The organism is Clostridium sp. C8 (assembly GCF_001010885.1).
Taxonomy (GTDB): Bacteria; Bacillota; Clostridia; order Clostridiales; family Clostridiaceae; genus Clostridium; species Clostridium sartagoforme.
Map to the genome: position 1 here is coordinate 24,484 of NZ_LBMX01000047.1, position 24,780 is coordinate 49,263.

Annotated in this window: 24 protein-coding genes and 1 tRNA gene; 22 read left to right on the plus strand and 3 right to left on the minus strand. The window is 28.1% G+C overall.

Annotated elements, in window-relative coordinates:
* Positions 1-19 precede the first annotated feature (19 nt).
* From AAT22_RS07360 to AAT22_RS07420, 13 genes are all read left to right on the plus strand, one after another.
* Positions 20-96, plus strand: a tRNA-Arg gene (locus AAT22_RS07360).
* A 359-nt stretch (positions 97-455) separates the two neighbouring features.
* Entirely contained in the window at positions 456-1,184 is a 729-nt protein-coding gene (gene chbG / locus AAT22_RS07365; RefSeq protein WP_084820733.1) for a chitin disaccharide deacetylase, read from the plus strand.
* A 136-nt stretch (positions 1,185-1,320) separates the two neighbouring features.
* Positions 1,321-3,228 carry a BglG family transcription antiterminator gene (locus tag AAT22_RS07370; RefSeq protein WP_242849798.1) on the plus strand — a complete coding sequence of 636 codons (1,908 nt, stop codon included), beginning with the start codon at positions 1,321-1,323 and terminating at the stop codon, positions 3,226-3,228.
* Positions 3,229-3,230: 2 nt separating this feature from the next.
* On the plus strand, positions 3,231-3,824 hold the full coding sequence (locus tag AAT22_RS07375) for an RDD family protein (RefSeq protein ID WP_047000752.1): 594 nt from the start codon (positions 3,231-3,233) through the stop codon (positions 3,822-3,824).
* A 14-nt stretch (positions 3,825-3,838) separates the two neighbouring features.
* Positions 3,839-4,168 (plus strand): PTS lactose/cellobiose transporter subunit IIA, encoded by a 330-nt coding sequence (locus AAT22_RS07380; RefSeq protein WP_016207001.1) that lies wholly within the window; start codon positions 3,839-3,841, stop codon positions 4,166-4,168.
* A gap of 101 nt (positions 4,169-4,269) precedes the next feature.
* Positions 4,270-4,593: a PTS sugar transporter subunit IIB gene (locus tag AAT22_RS07385; protein ID WP_016207000.1), complete on the plus strand. Its 324-nt coding sequence runs from the start codon at positions 4,270-4,272 to the stop codon at positions 4,591-4,593.
* 38 nt (positions 4,594-4,631) lie between these two features.
* Positions 4,632-5,528 (plus strand): PTS transporter subunit EIIC, encoded by an 897-nt coding sequence (locus AAT22_RS07390; RefSeq protein ID WP_156174295.1) that lies wholly within the window; start codon positions 4,632-4,634, stop codon positions 5,526-5,528.
* Positions 5,525-6,469 (plus strand): N(4)-(beta-N-acetylglucosaminyl)-L-asparaginase, encoded by a 945-nt coding sequence (locus AAT22_RS07395; RefSeq protein WP_347456920.1) that lies wholly within the window; start codon positions 5,525-5,527, stop codon positions 6,467-6,469. Before AAT22_RS07390 ends, AAT22_RS07395 begins: the two co-directional genes overlap by 4 nt.
* A gap of 11 nt (positions 6,470-6,480) precedes the next feature.
* Entirely contained in the window at positions 6,481-7,584 is a 1,104-nt protein-coding gene (locus AAT22_RS07400; RefSeq protein ID WP_047000754.1) for a Sapep family Mn(2+)-dependent dipeptidase, read from the plus strand.
* A 56-nt stretch (positions 7,585-7,640) separates the two neighbouring features.
* Positions 7,641-8,393: a copper homeostasis protein CutC gene (locus tag AAT22_RS07405; RefSeq protein WP_016206995.1), complete on the plus strand. Its 753-nt coding sequence runs from the start codon at positions 7,641-7,643 to the stop codon at positions 8,391-8,393.
* Positions 8,383-9,243 (plus strand): YitT family protein, encoded by an 861-nt coding sequence (locus AAT22_RS07410; RefSeq protein WP_047000755.1) that lies wholly within the window; start codon positions 8,383-8,385, stop codon positions 9,241-9,243. Before AAT22_RS07405 ends, AAT22_RS07410 begins: the two co-directional genes overlap by 11 nt.
* Before the next feature lie 69 nt (positions 9,244-9,312).
* Positions 9,313-10,485: a DUF1887 family CARF protein gene (locus tag AAT22_RS07415; protein ID WP_242849799.1), complete on the plus strand. Its 1,173-nt coding sequence runs from the start codon at positions 9,313-9,315 to the stop codon at positions 10,483-10,485.
* Between the two features lie 97 nt (positions 10,486-10,582).
* The gene (locus AAT22_RS07420) at positions 10,583-11,947 is read left to right on the plus strand and encodes a 6-phospho-beta-glucosidase (protein ID WP_047000757.1); all 1,365 of its coding nucleotides are present in this window, start codon (positions 10,583-10,585) and stop codon (positions 11,945-11,947) included.
* A 204-nt stretch (positions 11,948-12,151) separates the two neighbouring features.
* Here AAT22_RS07420 and AAT22_RS07425 read toward each other — a convergent pair whose 3' ends face one another.
* Positions 12,152-12,958, minus strand: coding sequence for a MurR/RpiR family transcriptional regulator (locus AAT22_RS07425; protein WP_047000758.1), 807 nt, complete (start codon positions 12,956-12,958; stop codon positions 12,152-12,154).
* A 112-nt stretch (positions 12,959-13,070) separates the two neighbouring features.
* Positions 13,071-13,958: a phosphatidylserine decarboxylase gene (locus tag AAT22_RS07430; RefSeq protein WP_047000759.1), complete on the minus strand. Its 888-nt coding sequence runs from the start codon at positions 13,956-13,958 to the stop codon at positions 13,071-13,073.
* Between the two features lie 143 nt (positions 13,959-14,101).
* On the opposite strand from AAT22_RS07430, the gene AAT22_RS07435 reads away from it, so the two are divergent.
* The 5 genes from AAT22_RS07435 (at position 14,102) to AAT22_RS07455 (ending at position 19,023) form a co-directional block, all read left to right on the plus strand.
* Entirely contained in the window at positions 14,102-14,437 is a 336-nt protein-coding gene (locus AAT22_RS07435; RefSeq protein ID WP_047000760.1) for a DUF1622 domain-containing protein, read from the plus strand.
* 292 nt (positions 14,438-14,729) lie between these two features.
* On the plus strand, positions 14,730-16,454 hold the full coding sequence (locus AAT22_RS07440) for a ferredoxin hydrogenase (RefSeq protein ID WP_047000761.1): 1,725 nt from the start codon (positions 14,730-14,732) through the stop codon (positions 16,452-16,454).
* A 232-nt stretch (positions 16,455-16,686) separates the two neighbouring features.
* Positions 16,687-16,896, plus strand: coding sequence for a 4Fe-4S dicluster domain-containing protein (locus tag AAT22_RS07445; RefSeq protein WP_047000762.1), 210 nt, complete (start codon positions 16,687-16,689; stop codon positions 16,894-16,896).
* 2 nt (positions 16,897-16,898) lie between these two features.
* Positions 16,899-17,486: a 4Fe-4S binding protein gene (locus AAT22_RS07450; protein ID WP_047000763.1), complete on the plus strand. Its 588-nt coding sequence runs from the start codon at positions 16,899-16,901 to the stop codon at positions 17,484-17,486.
* 193 nt (positions 17,487-17,679) lie between these two features.
* Positions 17,680-19,023 carry an MATE family efflux transporter gene (locus tag AAT22_RS07455; protein ID WP_047000764.1) on the plus strand — a complete coding sequence of 448 codons (1,344 nt, stop codon included), beginning with the start codon at positions 17,680-17,682 and terminating at the stop codon, positions 19,021-19,023.
* Between the two features lie 166 nt (positions 19,024-19,189).
* On the opposite strand, the gene AAT22_RS07460 is transcribed toward AAT22_RS07455, so the two are convergent.
* Positions 19,190-20,800: an ATP-binding cassette domain-containing protein gene (locus tag AAT22_RS07460; RefSeq protein ID WP_047000765.1), complete on the minus strand. Its 1,611-nt coding sequence runs from the start codon at positions 20,798-20,800 to the stop codon at positions 19,190-19,192.
* A gap of 484 nt (positions 20,801-21,284) precedes the next feature.
* Between AAT22_RS07460 and AAT22_RS07465 the strand changes: the two genes are divergently transcribed.
* The 4 genes from AAT22_RS07465 (at position 21,285) to AAT22_RS07480 (ending at position 24,743) form a co-directional block, all read left to right on the plus strand.
* Positions 21,285-22,595, plus strand: a complete 1,311-nt coding sequence (locus AAT22_RS07465; protein ID WP_047000766.1) for a sodium-dependent transporter — start codon at positions 21,285-21,287, stop codon at positions 22,593-22,595.
* A gap of 163 nt (positions 22,596-22,758) precedes the next feature.
* A complete protein-coding gene (locus AAT22_RS07470; protein ID WP_047000767.1) occupies positions 22,759-23,121 on the plus strand; it encodes a GntR family transcriptional regulator in 363 nt (120 codons plus the stop codon).
* 3 nt (positions 23,122-23,124) lie between these two features.
* Positions 23,125-24,000 (plus strand): ABC transporter ATP-binding protein, encoded by an 876-nt coding sequence (locus AAT22_RS07475; RefSeq protein WP_047000768.1) that lies wholly within the window; start codon positions 23,125-23,127, stop codon positions 23,998-24,000.
* A complete protein-coding gene (locus AAT22_RS07480) occupies positions 24,000-24,743 on the plus strand; it encodes a hypothetical protein (protein WP_047000769.1) in 744 nt (247 codons plus the stop codon). The genes AAT22_RS07475 and AAT22_RS07480 overlap by 1 nt, the downstream gene beginning before the upstream one ends.
* Positions 24,744-24,780: the final 37 nt, after the last annotated feature.

Below are 24,780 nucleotides of genomic sequence, written 5' to 3' on the forward strand. Positions count from 1 at the left end.
TATTGTTAAAAAACAATATGCGGTGGTAGCTCAGTTGGATAGAGTAGCTGGCTACGAACCAGTTGGTCGGGGGTTCGAATCCTCTCCGCCGTACCAAAAAGATCTTGAAAATAATAAATTTTCAAGGTCTTTTTTTATTTTAATGCTAAAATTCTACATTAAATTAAGTTATCGGTAAATATAAATAATATGAGAATTAAATTATAGAATAATAAAAAATAAGTATGATGTTATACTCTTTGGAGCAGGTTATAGCTATATATTTAGCAAAAAAATATTTAAATAGAAAAAAACAAAGAAATTTCCTAACATATAGGAAATTTCTTTGTTTTCATAATTATTTTTGTAATTTATAATAAGTATTAATATAGTAGTTATTTTAACTATTAATAGAAGATTTAATAGTTAAGTTATAATATAATAAAGTTATTATTAAAATAAATGGAGGGAATATTATGAGATTGATTGTAAATTGTGATGACTTTGGGTATAGCAAAGCTGTGAATTATGGAATAATTGAAGCTTATAAAAATGGAATTATAACAAGTGCTACTTTAATGGCAGGAATGCCTGGATTTAATCATGCGGTAGAACTGATTAGGGAAAATCCGGGACTAGGTTGTGGAGTTCACCTTACATTAAGTGCGTATAAACCAATATTAAAAACACATAAAACAATAGTAAATGAAAAAGGGGAATTTTATAAAAATTTATCAGAGTGTAAGAACCTTGATAAAATAGATTTAGATGAGGTGTATAATGAATTTTGTGCACAAATTGAAAAAGTAATAAATGCTGGAGTTAATATTACACACTTAGACTCTCATCATCATGTTCATACTTTAGAATTTTTAAAACCAGTTATTGAAAAAATTGTAGATAAATATGACTTACCAATAAGAGGTGGTTTAAATTATAAAATAAACTATGATAAAGTGGTACCTTTTGAAGGAATATTCTATGGCGAAAATGTTTCTGTAGAAACCTTTAAAAATATTATAGAAAAACAATATGACATAGTAGAGGTTATGACACATCCAGCTTATGTAGATAGCTTTTTAATGGAAAATAGTTCTTATAATATAAAAAGGTTAGAAGAGCTCAATGTTCTCACATCAGAAAAACTAAAGAATCTTTTAGCCGAGAATAAAGTATTACTATGTAATTATGAAAGCATATTTTAATTTACTTAGGAAATTTTCCTAAGTAAATTGAAATATTTAATATAGAAGCAAAGAAATTTCCTAATAGATAGGAAGTTTCTTTGCTTTTACAATTATTTTCCGAGTTTATAATAAGTATTAGATGGGGGGAACAATGATGAATAATAGACAAACAAATATTGTAAGGATATTAGGTGAGCAAAAGGAATGGATTACGGGAAAAGAGTTGTCTAGATTATTAAATGTATCAGATAGAACAATTCGTTCTGATATTGATAATATTAATAAATATTATCAAAGCGGTTTAATCAAATCAAATCAAAGGCAAGGATACCATATAGATGAAAGTTTATTGAATGGGTTAAATATTGAAGTAAAGTATTCAATCCCTCAAACACCAAGTGAGCGATGTGTTTTTATGATTCGTCAATTGTTATTTGAAAAAAATGAGATTAACTTAACAATATTGCAATCTCAAATCTATGTAAGCGGATATTCAATTGAAAATGACTTAAAACGTATTCGAAAAATGTTAGAACCCTATCCAAAACTAAGACTTATTCGTTCAAAAAATTATATTTACTTACATGGAGATGAAAGAAGTAAAAGGACTTTGTATAAAGATCTGTTAGCAGCTGAAACAAAAGGAAATTTTTTGAATATAAATAGAATTGCTTCACTTTATAAAAATTTTGATTTGTTGCTAGTTAAAGATATACTTTTAGAGGTTTTTGATGAATATAAGTTTTCTGTAAAGGATATCATGTTTCCGATGCTTGTAATACATATAGGAATAAGTATTGAGAGAATAATGAAATATAACTTTATAAAAACAGATAGAAAAGACAAAGAGTTTTATGAATCAAGAGAGTATAAAATTTCTAAGGAATTTTTTAAAAGAGTATCAGATAAAATAAATATTAAACTTGTAGAAGATGAAATTCAGTTAATGACATTATTATTAATGGGGAAGAACAGTTTGAATTATTCAACAAATTTATTAAATTTAGATAAGAAAAAATTAGATATAGAACAATTAGTAATAAATTTATTAGGGGAAATAAGAGAGTTCTTTGGAACTGATTTTATGGATGATACAGATTTAATAGTTGGTTTAAAAATGCATATTCAAGGAATGGTTTCTAGGGCAAAAAATGCAATTTCTATTGATAATGTATTTTTACAAGATATTAAACGTAAGTATCCATTAGTTTTTGAAATGGGAATATATGCATGTCATATGATTGAAGATAGTCTAGGTTTTAGTGTTAATGAGAATGAAGCTGGTTTTATTGCATTACATTTAGGTGCGGCCAATGAGAGAATGAATAAAAATAGCAAATATAAGGTGATAATTATATCACCACACAATCAATCCTTTTCATCTTTATGTAAGCAAAAGATAGATGATAACTTCGGTGAACGGTTAGATATTATAAAAATATTAAACTATTTTGAGGAGGGTGAGGTCATATCTTACCAGCCAGATTTGATTTTAACATTATCTTCACTTCAACATTCTTTAGATATAATGACAATACAAATTTCTATGTTTATAAGTAGTGAGGATGAAATGAATATATATCAAGCTATTAAGAAACTAGATAAAAAGAAGTTTCAAATTGAATTTAACTCCAAAATATCTAATATTATAAAAAAGGAATTTTTCTATACAAATTTTGATGGAAAAAGTGAGAAAGATATTATTAATAAAATGTGCAATAAGTTAGAAGATCATAAAATTGTTCCTATTGATTTTAAAGAGTCAGTTTTGAAAAGAGAAGAAATGTCTCCAACATCCTTTTTCTATGGGTTTGCAACGCCACATGATTTAAGATCCCAGAGTTATTTATCAACAATTTCAGTAGCACTTTTAAAGAGCCCAGTAAAATGGGGAGTATATGAGGTAAAACTTGTTATGTTACTTGCAATTAATGAAGAAGATAAATCATTATTATTTATGTTTTTAGAATGGTTAGCTAGTACCATTAGCGATGAATTAACATTCTCTGAGTTACTAGAGGTTAAGGATTATGAAGAATTTTTAGAAAGAATAATGGGGTAATTATGAATAAAGAAGTTAAATCTACAAGAGTAAATAAAAGATTAGAAATCAATAATAAATTTAGAGTTTCTCCATCAAAAAGATTATTTGCTTATTTAATAGATCATATAATTTTAGTTTTACTATATGCAATACCTATAAAATATATTTATTCTATTATTACGAAAAAAATTGAGAACAAAATAACACTAGATATGTTTGAGTTCCCCTATGCATTAATGGTATTTACAATATGCTTACTTATTAGTTTTTACTATTTAATTTATTCACCAGTTTATAAACACCCAGGAAAAACTATTGGTAAAAGAGCCTTAGGGCTTAAGGTGGTAAATCAAGATGGAAGCAATCCAGATTTTAGGACAATGTTTATTAGAGAAGGAATTGGAGTTATATTGTTAGAGGGTGCAACTTATCCGATTTCAGGATATCTTTATAGTTTATTAGGACTATTAATAAATACAAATACTGAAAAGATTTTAATATATATTTTTACTGTAATTACAATTATATCAATTATATATGCTTTATTTAATAAGGATAATGCTATGTTTCATGATCGTATTGCTAAAACAAAAGTAATATCAACGAAAGAGTAGAAGGGAGAAATATTATGAATGAAATTGAGTTAGCTTGTTTTAAAATTATTTCAAATGTAGGAATGGCGAGGTCTTCTTATATTGAAGCAATTTCGAAAGCAAAGGATGGAAAGTTTGATATGGCTGAGGAATGTATTAAAGATGGACAAGAATACTTTTCAAAGGGTCATAAAGGTCATGCTGAATTAATTGAAAAAGAAGCAGTAGGAGAAAGTGTAGTATGCTCATTATTATTAGTTCATGCTGAAGATCAATTAATGAGTGCTGAAAATTTTAAAATTATTGCAAATGAAATGATTGATAATTATAAACGTATTATAGCCTTGGAAGAAAAACTAAAATGATGTAAGTATTTCCTAAAAGATAGGAAAGATGGTTCAGTTTATGTAAATGTTTAAATTGGTAAAATAAGAATGGTATTAAATTTATAATAAGGAGGAGAAATATGAAAAAGGTTTATTTATTTTGCAGTGCAGGTATGTCCACAAGTATGTTAGCTAGTTTGATGCAAAAGGTAGCTGATGAACATAACCTACCAATCGAGGTACAAGCATTTCCTGATAATAAAATTGGACAAATTATAGAAGAGAAACATCCAGATATAATTTTACTTGGACCTCAAGTTAAGTATCGATATGACGAAATAGTTAGGCTATATGGGAATACAGGAATACCAATTCAAGTAATTGACCCAGAAGATTATGGAATGATGAAGGGCGATAAAGTTTTAAAGGTAGCTATTCAGCTTTTAAAAGCAAAGAAAAAGTAATTAGGTAAATTAATTTAAGGGAAGAGGGGGAAAAAATTATGTTAAAAAGATTAGAAAATATTTTAATGCCATTAGCTGAAAAAATAGGACGTAATAAATATTTAATGTCAATTCGTGATGGTTTCTTAATATCAACTCCATTACTAATTGTTGGTTCATTCTTCTTATTAATTGCTAACTTTCCAATCCCAGGATGGAATGATTTTTTTACTAATATATTAGGTGAGGGATGGGATGGATTCTTAGCAAAACCAGTATCTGCAACATTTGATGTTATGGCATTATTAGCTGTTGTTGGAATTGCCTATTCATTTTCAGAGAAAATGAAAGTTGATAAGCTTTTTGGAGCTGCAACTGCTTTAGTAAGTTGGCTTATATTAATGCCATACAAGGTTCCGGTTAAAGCAGAATTAAGTAAAACAGGAGAGGCTTTCCTTGTTAATGGTATTCCAACAGGGTGGACAGGTGCTAAAGGAATATTCATAGGAATCATATGTGCATTTGCTGCTGTTCACATATACTCATGGGTAAATAAAAAAGGTTGGGTAATTAAAATGCCAGCAGGTGTTCCACCAACTGTAACAAAATCATTTGCTGCATTAATTCCAGCAGGTGTAGTTATGATAATATTTTGTGCAATAAATTGGTTATTTGCATTAACACCATATGAAAATGCCTTTAATTTTATATATGTGATTTTACAAACTCCATTACTTAATTTAGGAAACACTTTAGGAGCTATGATTACTGCTTATATATTCTTACATTTCTTCTGGTTCTTCGGAGTAAATGGGGGATCGGTTGTAGGAGCAGTATTTAATCCAATACTTCAAACATTAGCTGCAGAAAACTTGCAAGCATTAAAAGATGGACTACCTATACCAAATATAATATCCCAACAATTCCAAGATTTGTTTGCAACATTTGGGGTATGATTGCTACTTGGAGAATGGCTGCTGAAGGGATTACTAAAGGTGCTGAAATTTTAAAAAGAGGTGGATGTGCAGGAGATGCAATTGAATCAGCAATTAAGGAAGTAGAGGACTTTCCGTATTATAAATCAGTTGGATATGGAGGGCTTCCAAATGAAGAAATGGAAGTTGAACTAGATGCAGCTTATATGGATGGAGATACATTTGATATTGGTGCTGTTGCGGCAATTAAAGATTTTGCTAATCCAATTTCAATTGCACGTTCATTAAGTAATGAAAAAGTAAATTGTGTGCTTGTTGGAGAGGGAGCGGAGAAATATGCACATAAATTAGGATTTGAGAGAAAAAACATGTTGAGTGATCGTGCTAAAGCACATTATAGAAAACGTGTTAAAGAAGTTAAAGAGCAAGAACTTAAACCATACATTGGACATGATACAGTTGGGATGGTATGTTTAGATGCTAGTGGTAAAATGGTTTCTGGAACATCGACAAGTGGATTATTTATGAAAAGAAAAGGGCGTGTTGGAGATTCTCCAATTATTGGATCAGGGTTATATGTAGATAGTGAGGTAGGTGGTGCTAGTGCAACTGGATTAGGTGAAGACCTAATGAAGGGGTGTATCTCCTATGAGATTGTTAGATTAATGAGTGAAGGAGTACATCCTCAAAGGGCTTGTGAATTAGCAGTAAATAAACTAAATGAAAAATTAAAGAAAAGACGTGGAGAAGCTGGGGATTTATCTTTAGTGGCAATGAATAATAAAGGTGAATGGGGAGTTGCTACGAATATTGGAGGATTTTCATTTGCAGTAGTAGTGGAAGGTAAGGATACAGAAATTTATTTAACTGAAAATATAAATGGCAAGTTTGTTCATAAATTAGCAACTCAAGAATGGCTTAATAATTATATGAAAACGCGTATGGCACCAATTGAGGAATAGGAGATAATTTCATGAGAGATAAAATAATAAAAAAAGTTGAAGAAGTTTCTCCATTAATGATTGAAAAAATAAAAGAAATAATTTCAATTAATAGCATTGAGTCAGAGGCAATAAAAGAAGCCCCTTTTGGTAAAGGGATAAAAGAAGCTTTACTTAAAGCTTTGGAAATTTCACAGGAATTAGGTTTTGAAAGTGTTAATATGGATTCTTACTTAGGATATGCTCGTTATGGAAAAGGTAGTGAATATGTATGTGCAATTGGACATTTAGATGTTGTTCCAGTTGGTGATGGATGGAGACATCCACCATTCAGTGCTTACGAAGAAGATGGATTTATCTACTCAAGAGGAATATTAGATAATAAGGGACCTATTTTTGCATGCTTATTTGGGCTATATGCCTTAAAAGAGTTAGGAATTAAATTAAGCAAGGAAGTTAGAATAATATTTGGTTGTGATGAGGAAAGTGGATTTGAAGACTTAAAGTATTATTTAAAGCATGAATTACCACCTATATATGGGTTTACACCAGATTGTAAATATCCTGTTATTTATGCGGAAAGAGGTAGAGCAGTAATTAAAGTATCTTCAACATTAGATAATTTAGGAGAGTTTTTTGAATTTATAAACCAATATTTTATAAATGCAAAAAATAATGGTGAGAATTTAGGCATTGATGTCAATGATAAAGAATTTGGAGAAACATTAATGAGGAATTATCAATTAAGTATGGAAGAAGACTTAGCAACATTTAGAGTTTCAATTAGCTATCCAGCTAGTATTAGTATTGACAAAATAATAAATCAATGTAATATTAAAGCAAAAACATTAAAAGTAGAATTAGAAAGTCACTTTAAGCCTGTTAAATTTAAGAAAGATTGCTTTTTAGTAGAAACATTGCAAAAGTGTTATGAGGAAGTAACAGGACTTGATGGTACTCCTGTTACAACAACAGGAGGAACTTACGCAAAGATAATGCCTAACATTGTTCCCTTTGGACCAAGTTTTCCAGGTCAGAAGGGGATAGGGCATAATCCAAATGAGTGGATGAGTATAGAGGATATAATTACAAATGCTAAAATATATGCATTAAGTTTATATGAACTTGCAAAATAGTTTATAAAAAATGTCCTAATAAAAAGATAAAGAATCTAAAAAGAGGGGTTGTTTATATGAATAAATACGTAGAAATATGCTGTGGCAGTTATTACGATGCACTTGAAAGCTATAAAGGTGGTGCGAAAAGAATAGAATTAAATTCAGCATTACATTTAGGTGGATTAACACCATCACTTGCATCTTTAAAAATGACAAAACAAAATACTAAGCTTAAAGTTATTTGTATGATTCGTCCTAGAGGTGGTGGATTTTTTTATAATAAGGAAGATGTTGAAGTAATGTTTGCAGATGCAGAAATACTTATGAAAAATGGTGCTGATGGTTTAGCATTTGGTTTTTTAAATGAAGATACTACAATTAATAAGGCTTTAACTAAAGACATGGTTGAATTAATTCATAAGTATAATGGTGAAGCTGTTTTTCATAGGGCATTTGATTGTGTAAGAAAGCCTGGTGAAACTATGAAGGAATTAATTGAAATTGGTGTTGATAGAGTGTTAACAAGTGGATTAAAAGAAAAGGCATGGGATGGTAGAGTAATGCTTGCTCATCTACAAAAGGAATATGGTGATAAGATTGAAATTCTTGCAGGTAGTGGTATTAATGATAAAAATGCAGTTAAATTAATGAATGAAACTGGGATTTATCAAATACATTCATCTTGTAAGGACTGGTTAAGTGATCCAACAACATCAACAGAAAGCGTTAGTTATTCATATGCAAATTTTCCTAATGAAAATAATTATGATGTTGTCTCAAGCTTGAAGGTATCTACTTTAGTAGGAAGTGTATTAAATGAAAGATAATAAAATAACTAAAGCCTTAATAACAATAGTAGCAGTTTTTTTATCTTCATTGTTACAGGCATATGTTATTCAGGTTTTTATACAACCATCAAATTTACTTTCAAGTGGATTTACTGGAGTAGCTATTCTTATTGATAAGATTACGTCCCTATATGGAGGTAATATTTCTGTTTCACTTGCAAATGTAGCACTTAATATACCAGTAGCATTTATTTGCTATAAGCATATTAGTCCAAGGTTTACTTTTTTTTCATTAACTCAAGTATTTTTAACAAGCTTACTTTTAAAGCTTTGTAACTTTACACCCATATTTGATGATTTACTATTAAATGTGGCTTTTGGTGGATTTGCTTATGGAATATCTGTTGTATTTGCATTGAAAGGAAACGCATCAACAGGTGGGACAGACTTTATAGCATTATTTGTATCTAATAAAATAGGAAAATCGATTTGGGAACATGTATTTGTGTTTAATACTATAATATTAATTATATTTGGAGCCATGTTTGGATGGCTATATGCAGGATATTCTATTTTGTTCCAATTTATTTCAACAAAAACTATATCAACTTTTCATCATCGTTATGAGCGTGTAACTTTACAAATTACTACTCAAAAAGATGAAGAAATAATTGAGGAATATATAAAGGGGTATCGTCATGGTATTTCATGCATTGATGCAGTTGGTGGATATAGCAAAAAGAAAATGAAGCTTCTCCATACTGTTGTTTCATCATATGAAGTTAATGAAATTGTAAGCTTAATGAAAAAGATTGATCCTAAGATAATTATTAATGTACTAAAAACGGAAACTTTCTTTGGTGGTTTTTATAGGAAACCAATAGAGTAATATTACTTAGTAAGTTATTTATAAGTGGATAAAATTATTACCCTTTGGATAAATTAAAAACATATAAACTTGAAAAGAAAGGCTAATAGTATGAATGTAGATATATTAATAAATCAACTAGATAACCACAATGAAGCAAATATATTAGCAACAAAAAGATTTAATCCAAAGGAAGTATTATTCATATATGATAAAGGAAAGATGGACTTAATAAATACGGTAGAAAACTATTATAAAAATTATATTTCAACAGTTAAGTTTAATAAGGTTCTAATAGAAGAAGGAAATATAGCTTTATTAAATCAAATTATAAATGAGAATAAAAATAGAAGTATATTAATTAATTTAACGGGAGGAAGTAGAATAAATTCCTTAACATTATTTAATATATCTAAAGATAGCTCATTAAAATCAATATATATAGATGTTAAAAATAAGAATTTATATATTTTTGATAAGGATATAGAGGTTATTAAAGAAGAGTATGAAGATATGCAATTAGAGAAAATAATAAAGGCATCAGGAGGAACTCTTTTAAGTGATTCAAGTGATCTTTCTAATAAAGAAGATTTAATTTATTTAACAAAAAAAATATATAAAAATTTAGATTTGTGGCATAAATACAAACAAAAATTATATGATGCCAATATATTCATTCATCATTATGAGGATTCTAAAACTGTTACTATAAAAGCACAACTTTTATTAGAAGAAGAAAAAAATTTGATAAGTAAAATACTTAAAAAACTAAGAGAAAAGGGTGGAGTAGATTATAGTCAAATTTCTAATGGAGAAATTAAAGTTAATTTTAAGAATGAATATTTAAAGTCATTTATATTTAAAAGTGGAACATGGCTAGAAATAGCTACAAATATAATGATTAGAGAAATAAAAGAAATAGATGAAGTGAAAAGTGGCGTTATGTTCTTATGGAATGATAAAAGTAACATAGTAAAAAATGAATTAGATGTAATTGCAGTAAAAGATGCCATTCCTATTTTTATATCATGCAAAGATAGTGATAAGTACAATGAAGAAGCATTAAATGAATTAGATGTATATAGTAAACAAATTGGTGGGAATAGAGCTTTTAAAATTTTAGTTGCAACAAAGGAGCCAATAAAGCTTGCAGTAAAAGAAAGAGCTAAAGAAATGGGAATAAATCTTATAATATTTAATGGAAGTGAAGAAAATTTTAAATCTCAAATAAAAAAAATAATTATAAATAAGAATAAAGAATGATTTAAAAGTAGATTTTCAAATTTTGAAATTGTTTTCTTTGATATGTATATATAATAAAAGTATAAAGTAATATATTAAAGTTATGGGGGTTGGGCATATGAATAAAAAAGGTTTAAAGATAGTTACAATAGGTGGAGGATCAAGTTATACACCTGAATTAGTAGAAGGTTTAATAAAAAGATATGATGAAATGCCTGTAAGCGACTATTGGTTAGTTGATATTGAAGACGGAAAAGAAAAGTTAGAAATTGTTGGTGCATTAGCTAAAAGAATGGTAGAAAAAGCAGGAGTACCAATGAATATACATTTAACACTAGATAGAAGAGAAGCATTAAAAGATGCAGATTTTGTAACTACACAATTAAGAGTTGGATTATTACCAGCAAGAGTAAAAGATGAAAGAATTCCATTAAGCCATGGATTTTTGGGACAAGAAACTAATGGAGCTGGTGGCTTATTTAAAGCATTAAGAACAGTACCAGTAATATTAGACATAGCTAAAGATATAAGTGAATTATGTCCAAATGCTTGGTTAATAAACTTTACAAATCCAGCAGGAATAGTTACAGAAGCTTTATTAAGATATGGAGTTCATAAAAAGGTTATAGGTGTATGTAATGTTCCAATTGGATTACAATATGCTTTTGCTGATATATTAGGAGTAAATAGTGATAGAATAACTGTAGATTTTGCAGGATTAAACCATATGGTTTATGCTGAAAAAGTTTATTTAGATGGAAATGATGTTACAGCTGAAATTCTAAAAGAATTAACATCACCTGATTCTAAAACTCAAACAATGGCAAATATAAAAGGTTTTGATTGGGATATAGCAACTATTAGAGCTTTTGGAGTAATTCCTTGTCCTTATCACAGATACTATTACAAGACTAGAGATATGCTTAACAGTGAATTAGAAGAATTCAAAAAAGGTAAAACTAGAGCAGAAGTTGTAATGGAAGTTGAAAAGAAATTATTTGAAATGTATAAAGATGTTAATTTACAAGAAAAGCCTGAAGAATTAGCTAAACGTGGCGGAGCTCACTATTCAGATGTTGCATGTAATGTTATAAACGGAATATATAATGATAAGAATACTATAATTGCAGTAAATACTAGAAATAACGGAACTTTAAAACAATTTGAAGATGAATCAGCAGTAGAAGTAAGCTGTTATATAGGAAAGAATGGTCCAGTACCAGTAGAAACAGTTACTGATTTACCTATATTTGCACAAGGATTAGTTGGACAAATAAAAACATTTGAAAGACTAGCAGCAGAAGCAGCATATACAGGAGATTACAATACAGCACTATTAGCAATGGTAACAAATCCTTTAATTTCAGATGATATAAGAGGAAGAAAATTGCTAAATGAAATGTTACTTGCTCATAAAAAATATCTACCACAATTTAAAAATGTTATAGAAAAAATTGAAAAGGTAGAAAGAGCTGAATTTTAGATAGGGTACAGTTCATATCACATAGATTAAAGAGGGAATAACCAATTAAGATAAGTTAAAGAATAGAGAAATAAGAAAAGAACTCAATATTAAAAAGTGAGTTCTTTTTTTGATTTTCTAATAACAGTTGTCTACTAAAGAAAACTATAAGCTTTTAAATTAGATACTGTTAACTAAATAATTTGTATACTGAAAAAGTATAAATTATGAGTTGCTTTTATAAAGAATTCCATATCTAACATAAATGTATTCAATTAAAAAGCTTAAGTCATATCTATGATTTTGAACATATTCATTAGAATCATTTCTAGGTGGTAGATAAATTATATAGTCACTTCTCTTTATATATTCAGTTTTTTTCTTTTCAGTAATAACCACTACTGTAGCAGGGCTGTTATCTATCTTCTTCCAAAGTCTTTCATGATATAAAGGAAACCTTCCAGTAGGGGAAATAAGAATTGCTAATGAATTTTCATCTAAATCTTCAGCCAATCTTTCTTGTTCTTGAACATCATTAGAATGATAAATAAGCTTAGATAAATTAACTAATTTACGTTGTAAGTCTTGAGCCATAAGTTGGGAAAATTGAGTCCCAAATATGCACACATTGTTACTATTGAAAATAAGCTCAATTACTCTATCAACAATTTTTAAGTCTATGAATGACCTAGAGGTCTCTATTTCATCAATAATTTCTAAGGTCATATTCTTAAATATATCTTCTCTTGAAAGATCATAAGAGATTGCTTTAGGTTTCATAAGACCTTCATTATAATGACCAATATTTATTTTTATATTTTCTTTAAACTCTATTAAACTAGAGTATCCTAATTTGTGACAAAATCTTGTTATAGCAGCTGGTGAAGTAAAGCAAATATCAGCAAGCTTATTTATAGACATTTCTGGAATAGAACGTATATTTCTAAGCATAGTTATTGCTATATTATAATTAATATCATTTTCCTTACTACTATTTAAAAATAATAATAATCTATATATTAAATCCCCCATTAATTTTACTCCTATAATATATTTTCATTATATAAAAAGTTATTTTAAAATACTTTATAATTTATATATTTATCTTAATAATTTAAAAAAGTTAATTTTAAAAATTATGTTATTAGATTTTACTACCTATTACTTCACCCATTAAAACTTTAGATTCAAAACCAAGATCTGTTTGGTGCAATATATCCTCATCAATTTTTATAGTATTTTTCTTAAATAAAAGAATAGTAGTTGAGCCGCCAAATTTAAAGTATCCTTTTTCTTCGCCTTTTGAAACTTTTTTATTAGGTGTATATGTTTGGATTATAGTTCCAACACATGTGGCACCAACTTCAACGTGAATGATGTCACCAAAATTATCAGATTTAAATATACTCCATTCTCTTTTGTTTTGACAATAAAGTTTGGGAATTCTCTCTAATGCAATAGGGTTAACAGAATAATAATTACCATTTATAAAATTATTTTGTAATGGTAAGCCATTATCAACAAAATGAAACCTATGATAGTCAGTAGGGCAAAGTCTTAATACCATGCATACTCCGCCTTCATATTCATTAGCAACAGAAGCATCACCAATTAATTCCGATAAGCTATAATGAATTCCCTTAACTTGAACTAAATTACTTATATTAATATTTTCGTATGCAAATAATCTTCCATCTCCAGGAGATATAAGGAGATTAGTATCTTTTAAAATAGGTCTTGATTCTTCTTTTAAGGTTCTAACAAAAAAGTCATTGAAACTATTGAATTCATCTATGTTATTAGAACTTATATTCATATCTATATCAAAATCTTTTATAAAAGAAGATATTTTTTTCTTGCTAAAAGAAGTATCACAATAAGAACCATAAATCTTGGAAAACAACTTTTTCTTTACTAAAAGTTCAGTAAGTCCTTTTCCAACTGGCGATTCATAGGACCATTTTATATAGTTTTCTCCAGCAACTTTTTCAATTTCATAATTTTGTGTTTGTCTATTATATACTCTTATCATATAGGTACCTCAAATAAATATTTTTATAGTATTATATTAACATAAAAACACAATAAAAATTCTAATATTATATAAATTACTTTACTTATTTTTAATTATCAAAGATAATTAAATGTAAATAATAAGTTTGGAGGGGATGAGCCTTGTTAGGACATTTAATAGAAGTAGTGACACCAATAGTAATACATCTTTTGGAATTAATGGGGATATTAATAATAATTGTTGGATCTATTAAAGCTTTTTACAGATTTATAGTAAATATGATTACAAAGAAATTCTATCCTATAAAGATAGAATTTGCACAATCATTAACCTTAGCATTGGAATTTAAGCTCGGAGCAGAGATATTAAAGACTGTTATAGTTAGATCAATGGATGAAATGTATATACTGGCAGCAATAATAGTATTAAGAGCTATATTGGCTTTTGTAATTCATTGGGAAATGAAATCTGATTTGGAAAGCAAGATACATAATTAATTATAAAAATTCATATATAATTTTAAATGTTAAATAAAAGTTAAAGTTTTCATTTATTAAACTATTAGTATAATAGCTTTTTATTCCCATTTTGATAAAATTGTTAATAAAGTACATTTTCCACTATAATTTTACATTGTACGCTAACGATTTTTGTCGTAAAATCATAGGTGAAATATATTCTAGAAAATAATAATTAAAAGATAGCAATTATCTCAAAAATGGAGTAAAATAACATTGTTAATAATATAACGATTTTATTTTTTTCACCATGATTATAGGGGGAGTTTTAATGAAAAACATAACTATTAATGGAAATAAAATTCTAGTTAATGAAGATAAAAGTTTAATAAAAATAGCAAAAGATAATGGAATAGATATTCCTGCATTATGTTTTTTAGAAGATTGCAGTAATGTTGGACAATGTGGAGTTTGTTTAGCTGAAATTGAAGGGCAAGATGAATTAGTTAAAGCATGTTGTTTTATTCCAGAAGATGGAATGGTTATTAATACAAATACAGAAAGAGTTCAAGAAGAAGTTAAAAATACAGTTTCATCATTATTAGATAAACATGAGTTCAAGTGTGGACCTTGTAAAAGAAGAGAAAACTGTGAATTCTTAAAACTAGTAATCAAAACTAAGGCAAGGGCATCTAAGCCTTTTATTGTTGCGGATAAAACTGAATATGTAGATGATAGAAGTAAATCAATAGTTTTAGATAGAACTAAATGTGTTAAATGTGGAAGGTGCGTAGCAGCATGTAAAGTAAAGACTGGAACGGAATCAATAAAGTTTATAGAAGTTAATGGGGAAAATATTATTGGACCAGAAAATTTAAAGTGCTTTGATGAAACTAATTGTTTATTATGTGGACAATGCGTAGCAGCATGCCCTGTAGATGCTTTATCAGAGAAATCTCATATGGATAGAGTTAAAGAAGCTTTAGATAATGAACAGCATGTTATAGTTGCAATGGCACCATCTGTTAGAACTGCTATGGGTGAATTATTTAAGATGGGTTATGGGGTAGATGTTACAGGTAAATTATATACAGCATTAAGACATCTTGGATTTGATAAGATTTTTGATATAAATTTTGGCGCAGATATGACTATAATGGAGGAAGCTACAGAGTTAGTTCAAAGAATTAAAGCTGGTGGACCATTCCCTATGTTTACATCATGTTGTCCAGCTTGGGTTAGACAAGTTGAAAATTATTATCCGAAATTTTTAGAAAATTTATCAAGTGCTAAATCACCACAACAAATATTTGGTACAGCAAGTAAAACATACTACCCACAAGTTGCAGATATAGATCCAAAAAGAGTATTCACGGTAACTATAATGCCTTGTACAGCTAAAAAATATGAAGCAGATAGACCAGAGATGGAAAATGATGGTTTAAGAAATATAGATGCAGTAATAACAACAAGAGAATTAGCAAAAATGATTAAAGATGCAAAAATAGATTTTGCTAAATTAGAGGACAGTAAAGCAGATCCAGCAATGGGAGAGTATACTGGAGCAGGTGCTATATTCGGAGCTACTGGTGGAGTTATGGAAGCAGCTTTAAGATCAGCTAAGGATTTTGTTGAAGGTAAAGATTTGGAAAATATAGAATATGAACAAGTAAGAGGTTTAGCAGGAATAAAGGAAGCAACAGTTGAAATTGGGGGAGAAAGCTATAACATTGCAGTTATAAATGGAGCTTCTAATGTATTCAGTTTTATGAATAGTGATAATTTTGATAAAAAGAAATATCACTTCATAGAAGTAATGGCATGTCCAGGGGGATGTGTAAATGGTGGTGGACAACCTCACGTAAATGCATCAGATAGATTAACGATGGATATTAGAAGTGTGAGAGCATCAGTATTATACAATCAAGATAAAAATATGCTAAAGAAAAGAAAGTCACACGAGAATGGTGCTTTAAATAAAATGTATGAAACATATATGGGAGAGCCAGGTCACGGAAAAGCTCATGAATTACTTCACTTTAAATATACTAAATAAATTAAGTTAAAATAAAAAAGCAAAATAGCATCACAATGTTATTTTGTTTTTTTTATTTTACCCCTGGGGTGTAAAATTTTTAAAATATGTATATTTTTACCTTTTAGATAAAGGGGTTAAATTTAATGTTTTGTAAAAATACTTAGCTATTATGTGACTTTGTTACATCTTAAATCAAGAAATGAACATATAATCTGAACTATAGTATTTATATTTTATGGGGAGGAACATTATGTCTAGACAAATAATAAGAAAAAAGGCTTATGTTGATACAAAATATTGTGTTGCATGTGGAGAATGTCAGAAAAATTGTCCGCTAAATGCAATAACTGTATATAAGGGGATTTATGCAAAAGTTGATTTTGATAAATGCGTTGGATGTTCTAAATGTGCAAAAGTATGCCCTGCATCTATTATCGAGATAAAGGAAGGTGAAGTTTAATTATGAAGAATATAAGTAAAAAGAAATGGTATGATTACTTATGGATTGTAACTGTTTTATATCTGGTTTTAGGATTATTTAATATACTGTTTGCTTGGCTTGGATTAATATGTTTTTTAGTTCCATTAATAATAAGCTTCACTAAATCTAACAAGGCATATTGCAATATATATTGTGGAAGAGGACAATTGTTGAATTTAATGGGAACTAAATTTTCAAGAAATAAGCCAATTCCTAAATTTCTAAAGACAAAATGGTTTAGATATGGATTTTTAATATTCTTTTTATCTATGTTTATTAATATGTTATTTAATACGTATTTAGTTCTTAACGGAACTAATAATTTAAGAGAAGTAATTACTCTTATTTGGACCTTTAAAGTACCATGGAAATTTAATAATTTATCAAATGTAACTCCATGGATTGCTCAATTCTCATTTGGATTTTACAGTATGATGCTTACATCTACTATAATTGGAATTATTACAATGTTTTTATATAAGCCTAGATCATGGTGTGTATATTGCCCAATGGGAACAGCAACACAGGGGATATGTATCATAAAAAATAAGTTAAATAAGGATTCTTGAGGTTTGTCTTCTATATTTAAAAAACTTTGATATTGACAAGTGAACCATATTTTAATAAAATAACTTTAATTAAATAGTTGAGAGTATTTATGTCGCCGGACATAATATTTGTATAAGAAGCATTAGGGATTCATACCATTAGGCCTTTGGGTATGAACCACCTAATGCTTTTATTTTATGAGGAGGTAACTATATGAGAGATTATAAATTGAATAATAGTATTGTTAAAAAATTTGTAAGGTATGTATCACTTAATATAATTAGTATGATAGGACTTTCTTTTTATATACTTGCGGATACATTTTTTATTGCAAATGGAGTAGGTAGTATTGGATTAACTGCTCTAAACTTAGTATTACCTTTATGGAGTTTAGTTAGTGGTATAGGGTTAATGATAGGTATGGGTGCAGGAATAAGGTACTCTATACAAATGGGTAAGAGAAATAAACAAGGAGCAAATAGGATATTTACGCATGCAATTTTTATGGGAATTATTGTGGGTATAATTATAACTATAATTGGAATTCTATTTTCTTATGATATTGTAAAAATTTTAGGAGCAGATGAAACTGTAATTCCATTAGCAGGAAGTTATCTAAAAACACTTCTATCTTTTTCATGTGTATTTATATTAAATAATATAGTAACTATTTTTGTAAGAAATGATAATGAACCTAATTTAGCTATGGTAGCAATGATTTTAGGAAGTTTAAGTAATATAGTTTTGGATTATATATTTATATTTCCATTTAAGCTTGGAATGTTTGGAGCTGCTATTGCAACAGGAGCTACACCAATATTAAGCTTAGCTGTATTATCAATTCATTTTATAAGAAAGAAAAATAGCTTTAAACTTATTAAATGTAAATTTAATAGGGGGGATATAAAAAGCATAATTTCACTAGGAATACCTTCTTTTATCACTGAATTCTCTTCTGGGATAATAATATTAATATTTAATTTTACTATTCTTAGAATATCTTACAATATAGGAGTTGCTGCTTATGGAATAATTGCAAATTTAGCTTTAATAGTAGTAGCAATTTTTACAGGAATAGCTCAAGGTATTCAGCCTATAATTAGTAAAAGTTATGGAGAAGGGAAACTTAAAGATATCAAATTTATATATAAATATGGATTAATACTATCATTAGTATTAGGTATGTTATGTTACTTATTAAGTTTTAATTTTTCCGAGGAAATAGTCAACTTATTTAATAATGAGGGAAATGCAGAATTATTATCTATGGCTGTAAAAGGAATTAATATTTATTTTAGTGCATTTATTATTATGGGAATAAACATTGTAACTACATCCTTTTTTGCATCTATTAATAAGCCAAGAAAATCATTTGCTATTTCAATGATGAGGGGTTTGGTTATAGTAATTCCATTGATATTATTATTACCTAATTTCTTAGGAATGACAGGGGTATGGATTACTATTCCTTTGGCTGAGGTTATTACTTTAGGAATAAGTATTATGTTTATAATAAGTAAAAAAGAAGAGGTAGGATCAGAAGTTAATAGGCTTTAAATTTTAATTTATAGATAGTTCATAGATTAATGGCTATAATAAATTAAAAGAATTACAGAGATGAGTTAATAGAAAAGACGAGAAAAAAGAGTTGTTGAAGTAATATAAAAAAATAGGATACCAAAAACGGTATCCTATTTTATACTATATAGCTATTTTTATTAGCTTATTTAGCTTTTCCAGAAAACTCTAGGTATTCATCATATGTCATTGCTCTATCTACTATTGAACCATTTTCCTTTATATCAATTATTCTATTTGCAATAGTTTGTATAAATTGATGGTCGTGAGAAGCAAATAAAAGTACACTCTTATAATCTCTTAAGCCATTATTAACAGCAGTTATGGATTCAAGGTCTAAGTGGTTTGTAGGTTGATCTAGCATTAGTACGTTAGCAGATGATAACATCATTCTAGATAACATACATCTAACCTTTTCTCCTCCTGATAAAACACTAGCTTTCTTTAATGCTTCTTCACCAGAGAATAACATTCTTCCAAGGAATCCTCTTAAGTAAGATTCTGATTGCTCTTCTACAGTGTTACCAGAGTATTGTCTTAACCAGTCTACAAGGCTTAAGTCACAGCCATCAAAGAATTCATTATTATCTTTAGGGAAGTAAGATTTTGTTATAGTTATTCCCCATTTGAATTCTCCACTGTCTGCTTCCATTTCTCCATTTAATATTTTAAATAAAGTTGTGACAGCAATATCATTATCACCAATTAAAGCAATTTTATCTTCTTTATTAACTCTAAAGCTAACATTATCTAAGACCTTAACTCCGTCAATAGTCTTAGTTAGTCCTTCAACTGTTAAAATTTCATTACCAACTTCTCTTTCAGGTTTAAATCCAACGAAAGGATATCTTCTGCTTGAAGGCTGTATATCATCTAATGTTATCTTATCTAATAACTTCTTACGAGAAGTAGCTTGTTTAGATTTAGAAGCATTAGCACTAAATCTAGCAATAAAGTCTTGTAATTCTTTAATTTTTTCTTCTTTTTTCTTATTTTGATCCTTAGACATTTGTAATGCTAATTGGCTTGATTCATACCAGAAGTCATAGTTACCAACATATAACTTGATTTTACCAAAGTCAACATCAGCCATTACAGTACATACTGTATTTAAGAAATGTCTATCATGGGATACAACTATTACAGTTCCTTCAAATCTTAAAAGGAAATCTTCAAGCCAGTTTATTGATTGTATGTCTAAATGGTTAGTAGGCTCATCTAGAATTAGTATTCCAGGGTTTCCAAATAATGCTTGAGCTAGAAGAACTTTAACCTTCTCTCCTCCTACAAGCTCTGACATCTTTTTATAGTGCATGTCAGTTCCTATTCCTAAACCTTGAAGTAAAGAAGAAGCATCTGATTCGGCTTCCCAACCGTTCATATCAGCAAATTCACCTTCAAGTTCAGAAGCTCTTATACCATCTTCATCAGAAAAATCAGCTTTGGCATATAAAGCATCCTTTTCTTCCATTATTTCATATAATCTTTTGTTACCCATTATTACTGTTTGTAAAACTTCAAACTCATCATATTCATAATGATCTTGTTTTAAAACAGACATTCTTGTATTAGCAGGAATAGAAACATCTCCTGTATTTGGTTCAATTTCTCCAGATAATATTTTTAAAAATGTACTTTTACCAGCGCCGTTAGCACCTATAACACCATAACAGTTACCAGGATTAAATTTTATATTTACATCTTCGAATAGCTTACGGCCACCAAATCTTAAACTTACGTTCGATACAGTTATCACTGAAAACATACCTCATTTCTAATCTTATTCATTTCGTTATTATACCATAAACTCAACATAATTTCATTGAAAGATAAAATAATATTTAGAAAATTTAAGGAAAACATAGAAAATTCTTTAAACTTTATATTTTATGAGGATTGACACATATGTATAGAGATGATAGTATTTATTAAAATATACTTTTAGGAGAATAAAAATGAGCAAAATAATTAACTTTAAAAAAATAAAAGTTAATATAAATTATTATTATAGCTATTATAGATAGGACTTGTATTTATAAATTAATTATAGATGCAAGCCATAAGCAAGATTTAAGGTTTGTATCTGTGATGGTTATAAGTTATTAATTATGCTCAAATTTATAGAGATAATTTAACCACATAGATAAATACTGTGTGGTATTTGTTTAAAGTCCTGTTTATTTACCACATAGTAGAAACTATGTGGTTTTTTTATATATAAACAAGGAGGAATGTAGGTTATGAAGAAAAGAGAGCATTTTACAAGTAGAGCAGGATTTATAATATCTTGCATAGGGGCAGCAGTAGGTTTAGGTAACATTTGGATGTTCCCATATAGGTTAGGACAAAATGGAGGGGCAGTATTTTTAATACCATATTTTATATTTGTTTTATTACTTGGATCTACTGGGCTTATTACAGAGTTTACTTTTGGAAGATCAGCACAAGGAGGATCATTAACAGGAATAAAAGAAGTATTTAAGAAAAAGGGAAAAAAGGGTGGAGTATTAATAGGATCAATACCAGCAGTAGGATTAGCAGGAGTTTTTATGTTTTATAACGTAGTTGTAGGCTGGATTATCAAATATTTCACTTTAAGTGCAACAGGAGAAATAAATAAAATACAAATAGATAATTTCTTTAATAACTTTTCAGGAAGTAAAGAAACTATATTATGGAATGCAATTGCTATAATTATTGCTGTTATTATAGTGATCATAGGAGTAACAAAGGGTATAGAGAAGGCAAATAAAATAATAATGCCTTTACTATTTATAATTTTTATTTTATTGGCATTTAGGTCATTAACATTACCAGGAGCTATAGAAGGAGTTAGATACTTATTTACACCTAAGTGGGAATACCTATTTAAGATTAATACATGGGTGATGGCTCTCGGACAAGCATTTTTTACAGTTTCCTTAAATGGATGTGGTATGGTGGTATATGGTAGTTATATACAAAAGGATATGGACATACCAAGATCAGCAATTAGTACAGCTATATTAGATACAATATCTGCATTATTAGCTTCATTTGTTATAATGCCAGCAGTATTTGCATTTGGATTAGATCCTATGTCAGGACCACCATTATTATTTATAACATTACCAACTATATTTAAGTCAATGCCAGCAGGTCAAATATTATCAATGTTATTTTTCTTAAGTGTAATATTTGCTGCTGTAAGTTCATCAATAAATATGTTGGAAGGACCAGTAGAAGCTTTAATGTCCCAAACAAGATTAAGTAGGAAAAAGGCTACAATTTTAATATCAATTATATTATTTATATTATCAATACCTCTAAATTTAAATATGGATTTATTTAATAATTTTGCAGATTTTATAACTATAGTAATATCCCCACTTGGAGCATTAATAGTACTTATAGTTTTCTATTTTATGAGAGATAAAGAAGATATCTTAGAAGAAATAAACATGGGAGCAAGTAAGAAGGTTGGAGAAAAATTTTTATTATTTTCTAAGTATGGATTCACCACAATAACGGTATTAGTAATAGTACTTGGAATAATATATGGTGGTATATAAATTTTATTAATATTAGTGAATAGAGAGATGATGTGTATAGCATCATCTTTTTTTATAAAATTATTGACAATAAAAACCAAATGCTGTATAGTTAATTACATAAGTAATGAACCATACAACTAAAATGACATATAATATACTATAAAGTTAAAAGGAGGTAGCTATGAACTTAAATTTTTATAGTGAAATACCTATATATATTCAAATAGCACAATCAATAGAAGACGGAATTTTAAATGGAATTTTTAATGAAGATGAAGTAATACCATCAACAACAGAAATATCTGTAAAATTTAAAATTAATCCAGCAACAGTAGCGAAAGGCTTTAATTTATTAGTAGATGAAGGAATTATTTATAAAAGAAGAGGTGTTGGAATGTTTGTTTCAAGTGGAAGTAAGGAAAAGTTAGTACAAAAGAGAAAAGATAAATTTTATTCTAATTATATAATTTCACTAATTGAAGAAGCAAAAAAGCTTAATATATCTACTGAAGATATTATAGAAATGATTAAGAGGGGGGAATAAATAATGGCATTGATAAAGATATCTAATTTAACTAAAGAATATAGAAACCATAGAGTTTTAGATAATGTTTCATTAACAATAGAAGAAAATAAGATATATGGATTGTTGGGTAGAAATGGGGCAGGAAAAACAACACTTTTAAATCTTATAACTAATAGAATCTTCTCAAGTGGAGGTAAGGTTACAATAGATAATGAAGATGTAGTAGAAAATAGTAATGCCTTAGGAAAAATATATTTTATGACAGAGCAAGATTTATATCCTGAAGGAATGAAAATTAAGGATTTATTTAAATGGACAAAAGAGTTTTATAGTAATTTCAATATGGATTATGCTTTAAGCTTAAGCAATAAATTTGGACTTAATGTTAATAAGAAGTTTAAAGAATTATCTACTGGATATTCATCAATTTGTAAGATTATTATAACTTTATCATCAGGAGCAGAAGTATTGCTTTTTGATGAACCTGTTTTAGGATTAGATGCTAATCATAGGGATATGTTCTATAAGGAATTAGTAGCGAATTATATTGATAAACCTAAAACTATAGTTTTATCAACTCATATTATAGAAGAAGTTTCAGAGATATTAGAAAAAGTAATAATAATTAAAAATGGAGAGGTATTAGGTAATAATGAAGTTGAAAACTTGTTAGGGGAAGCTTACTTAGTATCTGGATCTTCAGAAAGGGTTGAAGAATATATAAAGGGTAAGAAATGTATTAATATAGATTCTATGGCAGGTTTTAAGGCTGCAACAATTATTGGGAAAATAAATGATGAAAATAAAATGCAAATAACGGATTTACAATTAGAAACATCAAAGGTAGAACTACAAAAATTATTTATCCACTTAACTGGAGAGGAGGAAGTTAAATAATGACAATAAAATCTATAATTAAATATAATATTAGTAGTTTAAAAAATTCAATAGCAATTTATTACACAATTTTTATTACTGTATGTCTAGCTTCAGTATTTCTTTCAAGAAATGGTAATATATCTTCTTCAGGAATAGAGATATCATCAGGAATATTTTTATTTGTAGCAGGATTAAATTTATTTAAGGAAAACTTCTATTTTATGAAGAGTAATAATGTATCAAGAAAAGATTTCTTATATGGCACAGCAGTATCTATGATTCCAGTTGTTCTACTTATGTCTATTATAGATATAATAATTAATCGTATCTATAATATATTTATGAAATGTCCAACTATTTATGATATGGGTTACGCTAATATAGGAAGTGGTGAGTGGCATAATACTATTAATTGGGTACAAAGTAACAGTATTGGAACTTTATTTAATAGCTTTATTTTTCAAGCTTCATTAAGTTTAGCTGCAATTTCTTTAGGTTTCTTAATAAATATCATTTACTATAAATGTAATAAGTTTATGAAGGTAGTTGTATCTATTATTCCAGTTGGATTATCTATATTAATAAGCATGATAGGAACAGCCTATCCTAATATTATTAATAATATTAATAAGTTTATAGCAACTATATTTGGGATAAATAATAGGAATGTATATGTTGCTGCATTAACGTTAATAGTATCATTTATTATATTTATAGCAATATCAAGATTATTAACTAGAAAAGCAATAATTAAGCAATAAAAGGAAGAAGGATAGTTTAAAATGGACCCTATATAGT

What these genes read in the sequence shown, in the direction of transcription:
- AAT22_RS07465 (WP_047000766.1), top strand. Translation starts at nt 21,285, where the DNA reads ATGAAGAAAAGAGAGCATTTTACAAGTAGAGCAGGATTTATAATATCT.
- AAT22_RS07420 (WP_047000757.1), top strand. Translation starts at nt 10,583, where the DNA reads ATGAATAAAAAAGGTTTAAAGATAGTTACAATAGGTGGAGGATCAAGT.
- AAT22_RS07400 (WP_047000754.1), top strand. Translation starts at nt 6,481, where the DNA reads ATGAGAGATAAAATAATAAAAAAAGTTGAAGAAGTTTCTCCATTAATG.
- AAT22_RS07445 (WP_047000762.1), top strand. Translation starts at nt 16,687, where the DNA reads ATGTCTAGACAAATAATAAGAAAAAAGGCTTATGTTGATACAAAATAT.
- AAT22_RS07395 (WP_347456920.1), top strand. Translation starts at nt 5,525, where the DNA reads ATGATTGCTACTTGGAGAATGGCTGCTGAAGGGATTACTAAAGGTGCT.
- AAT22_RS07410 (WP_047000755.1), top strand. Translation starts at nt 8,383, where the DNA reads ATGAAAGATAATAAAATAACTAAAGCCTTAATAACAATAGTAGCAGTT.
- AAT22_RS07430 (WP_047000759.1), bottom strand. Translation starts at nt 13,958, where the DNA reads ATGATAAGAGTATATAATAGACAAACACAAAATTATGAAATTGAAAAA.
- AAT22_RS07375 (WP_047000752.1), top strand. Translation starts at nt 3,231, where the DNA reads ATGAATAAAGAAGTTAAATCTACAAGAGTAAATAAAAGATTAGAAATC.
- AAT22_RS07380 (WP_016207001.1), top strand. Translation starts at nt 3,839, where the DNA reads ATGAATGAAATTGAGTTAGCTTGTTTTAAAATTATTTCAAATGTAGGA.
- AAT22_RS07385 (WP_016207000.1), top strand. Translation starts at nt 4,270, where the DNA reads ATGAAAAAGGTTTATTTATTTTGCAGTGCAGGTATGTCCACAAGTATG.
- AAT22_RS07425 (WP_047000758.1), bottom strand. Translation starts at nt 12,958, where the DNA reads ATGGGGGATTTAATATATAGATTATTATTATTTTTAAATAGTAGTAAG.
- AAT22_RS07480 (WP_047000769.1), top strand. Translation starts at nt 24,000, where the DNA reads ATGACAATAAAATCTATAATTAAATATAATATTAGTAGTTTAAAAAAT.
- AAT22_RS07370 (WP_242849798.1), top strand. Translation starts at nt 1,321, where the DNA reads ATGAATAATAGACAAACAAATATTGTAAGGATATTAGGTGAGCAAAAG.
- AAT22_RS07390 (WP_156174295.1), top strand. Translation starts at nt 4,632, where the DNA reads ATGTTAAAAAGATTAGAAAATATTTTAATGCCATTAGCTGAAAAAATA.
- AAT22_RS07450 (WP_047000763.1), top strand. Translation starts at nt 16,899, where the DNA reads ATGAAGAATATAAGTAAAAAGAAATGGTATGATTACTTATGGATTGTA.
- AAT22_RS07455 (WP_047000764.1), top strand. Translation starts at nt 17,680, where the DNA reads ATGAGAGATTATAAATTGAATAATAGTATTGTTAAAAAATTTGTAAGG.
- chbG (WP_084820733.1), top strand. Translation starts at nt 456, where the DNA reads ATGAGATTGATTGTAAATTGTGATGACTTTGGGTATAGCAAAGCTGTG.
- AAT22_RS07405 (WP_016206995.1), top strand. Translation starts at nt 7,641, where the DNA reads ATGAATAAATACGTAGAAATATGCTGTGGCAGTTATTACGATGCACTT.
- AAT22_RS07440 (WP_047000761.1), top strand. Translation starts at nt 14,730, where the DNA reads ATGAAAAACATAACTATTAATGGAAATAAAATTCTAGTTAATGAAGAT.
- AAT22_RS07470 (WP_047000767.1), top strand. Translation starts at nt 22,759, where the DNA reads ATGAACTTAAATTTTTATAGTGAAATACCTATATATATTCAAATAGCA.
- AAT22_RS07475 (WP_047000768.1), top strand. Translation starts at nt 23,125, where the DNA reads ATGGCATTGATAAAGATATCTAATTTAACTAAAGAATATAGAAACCAT.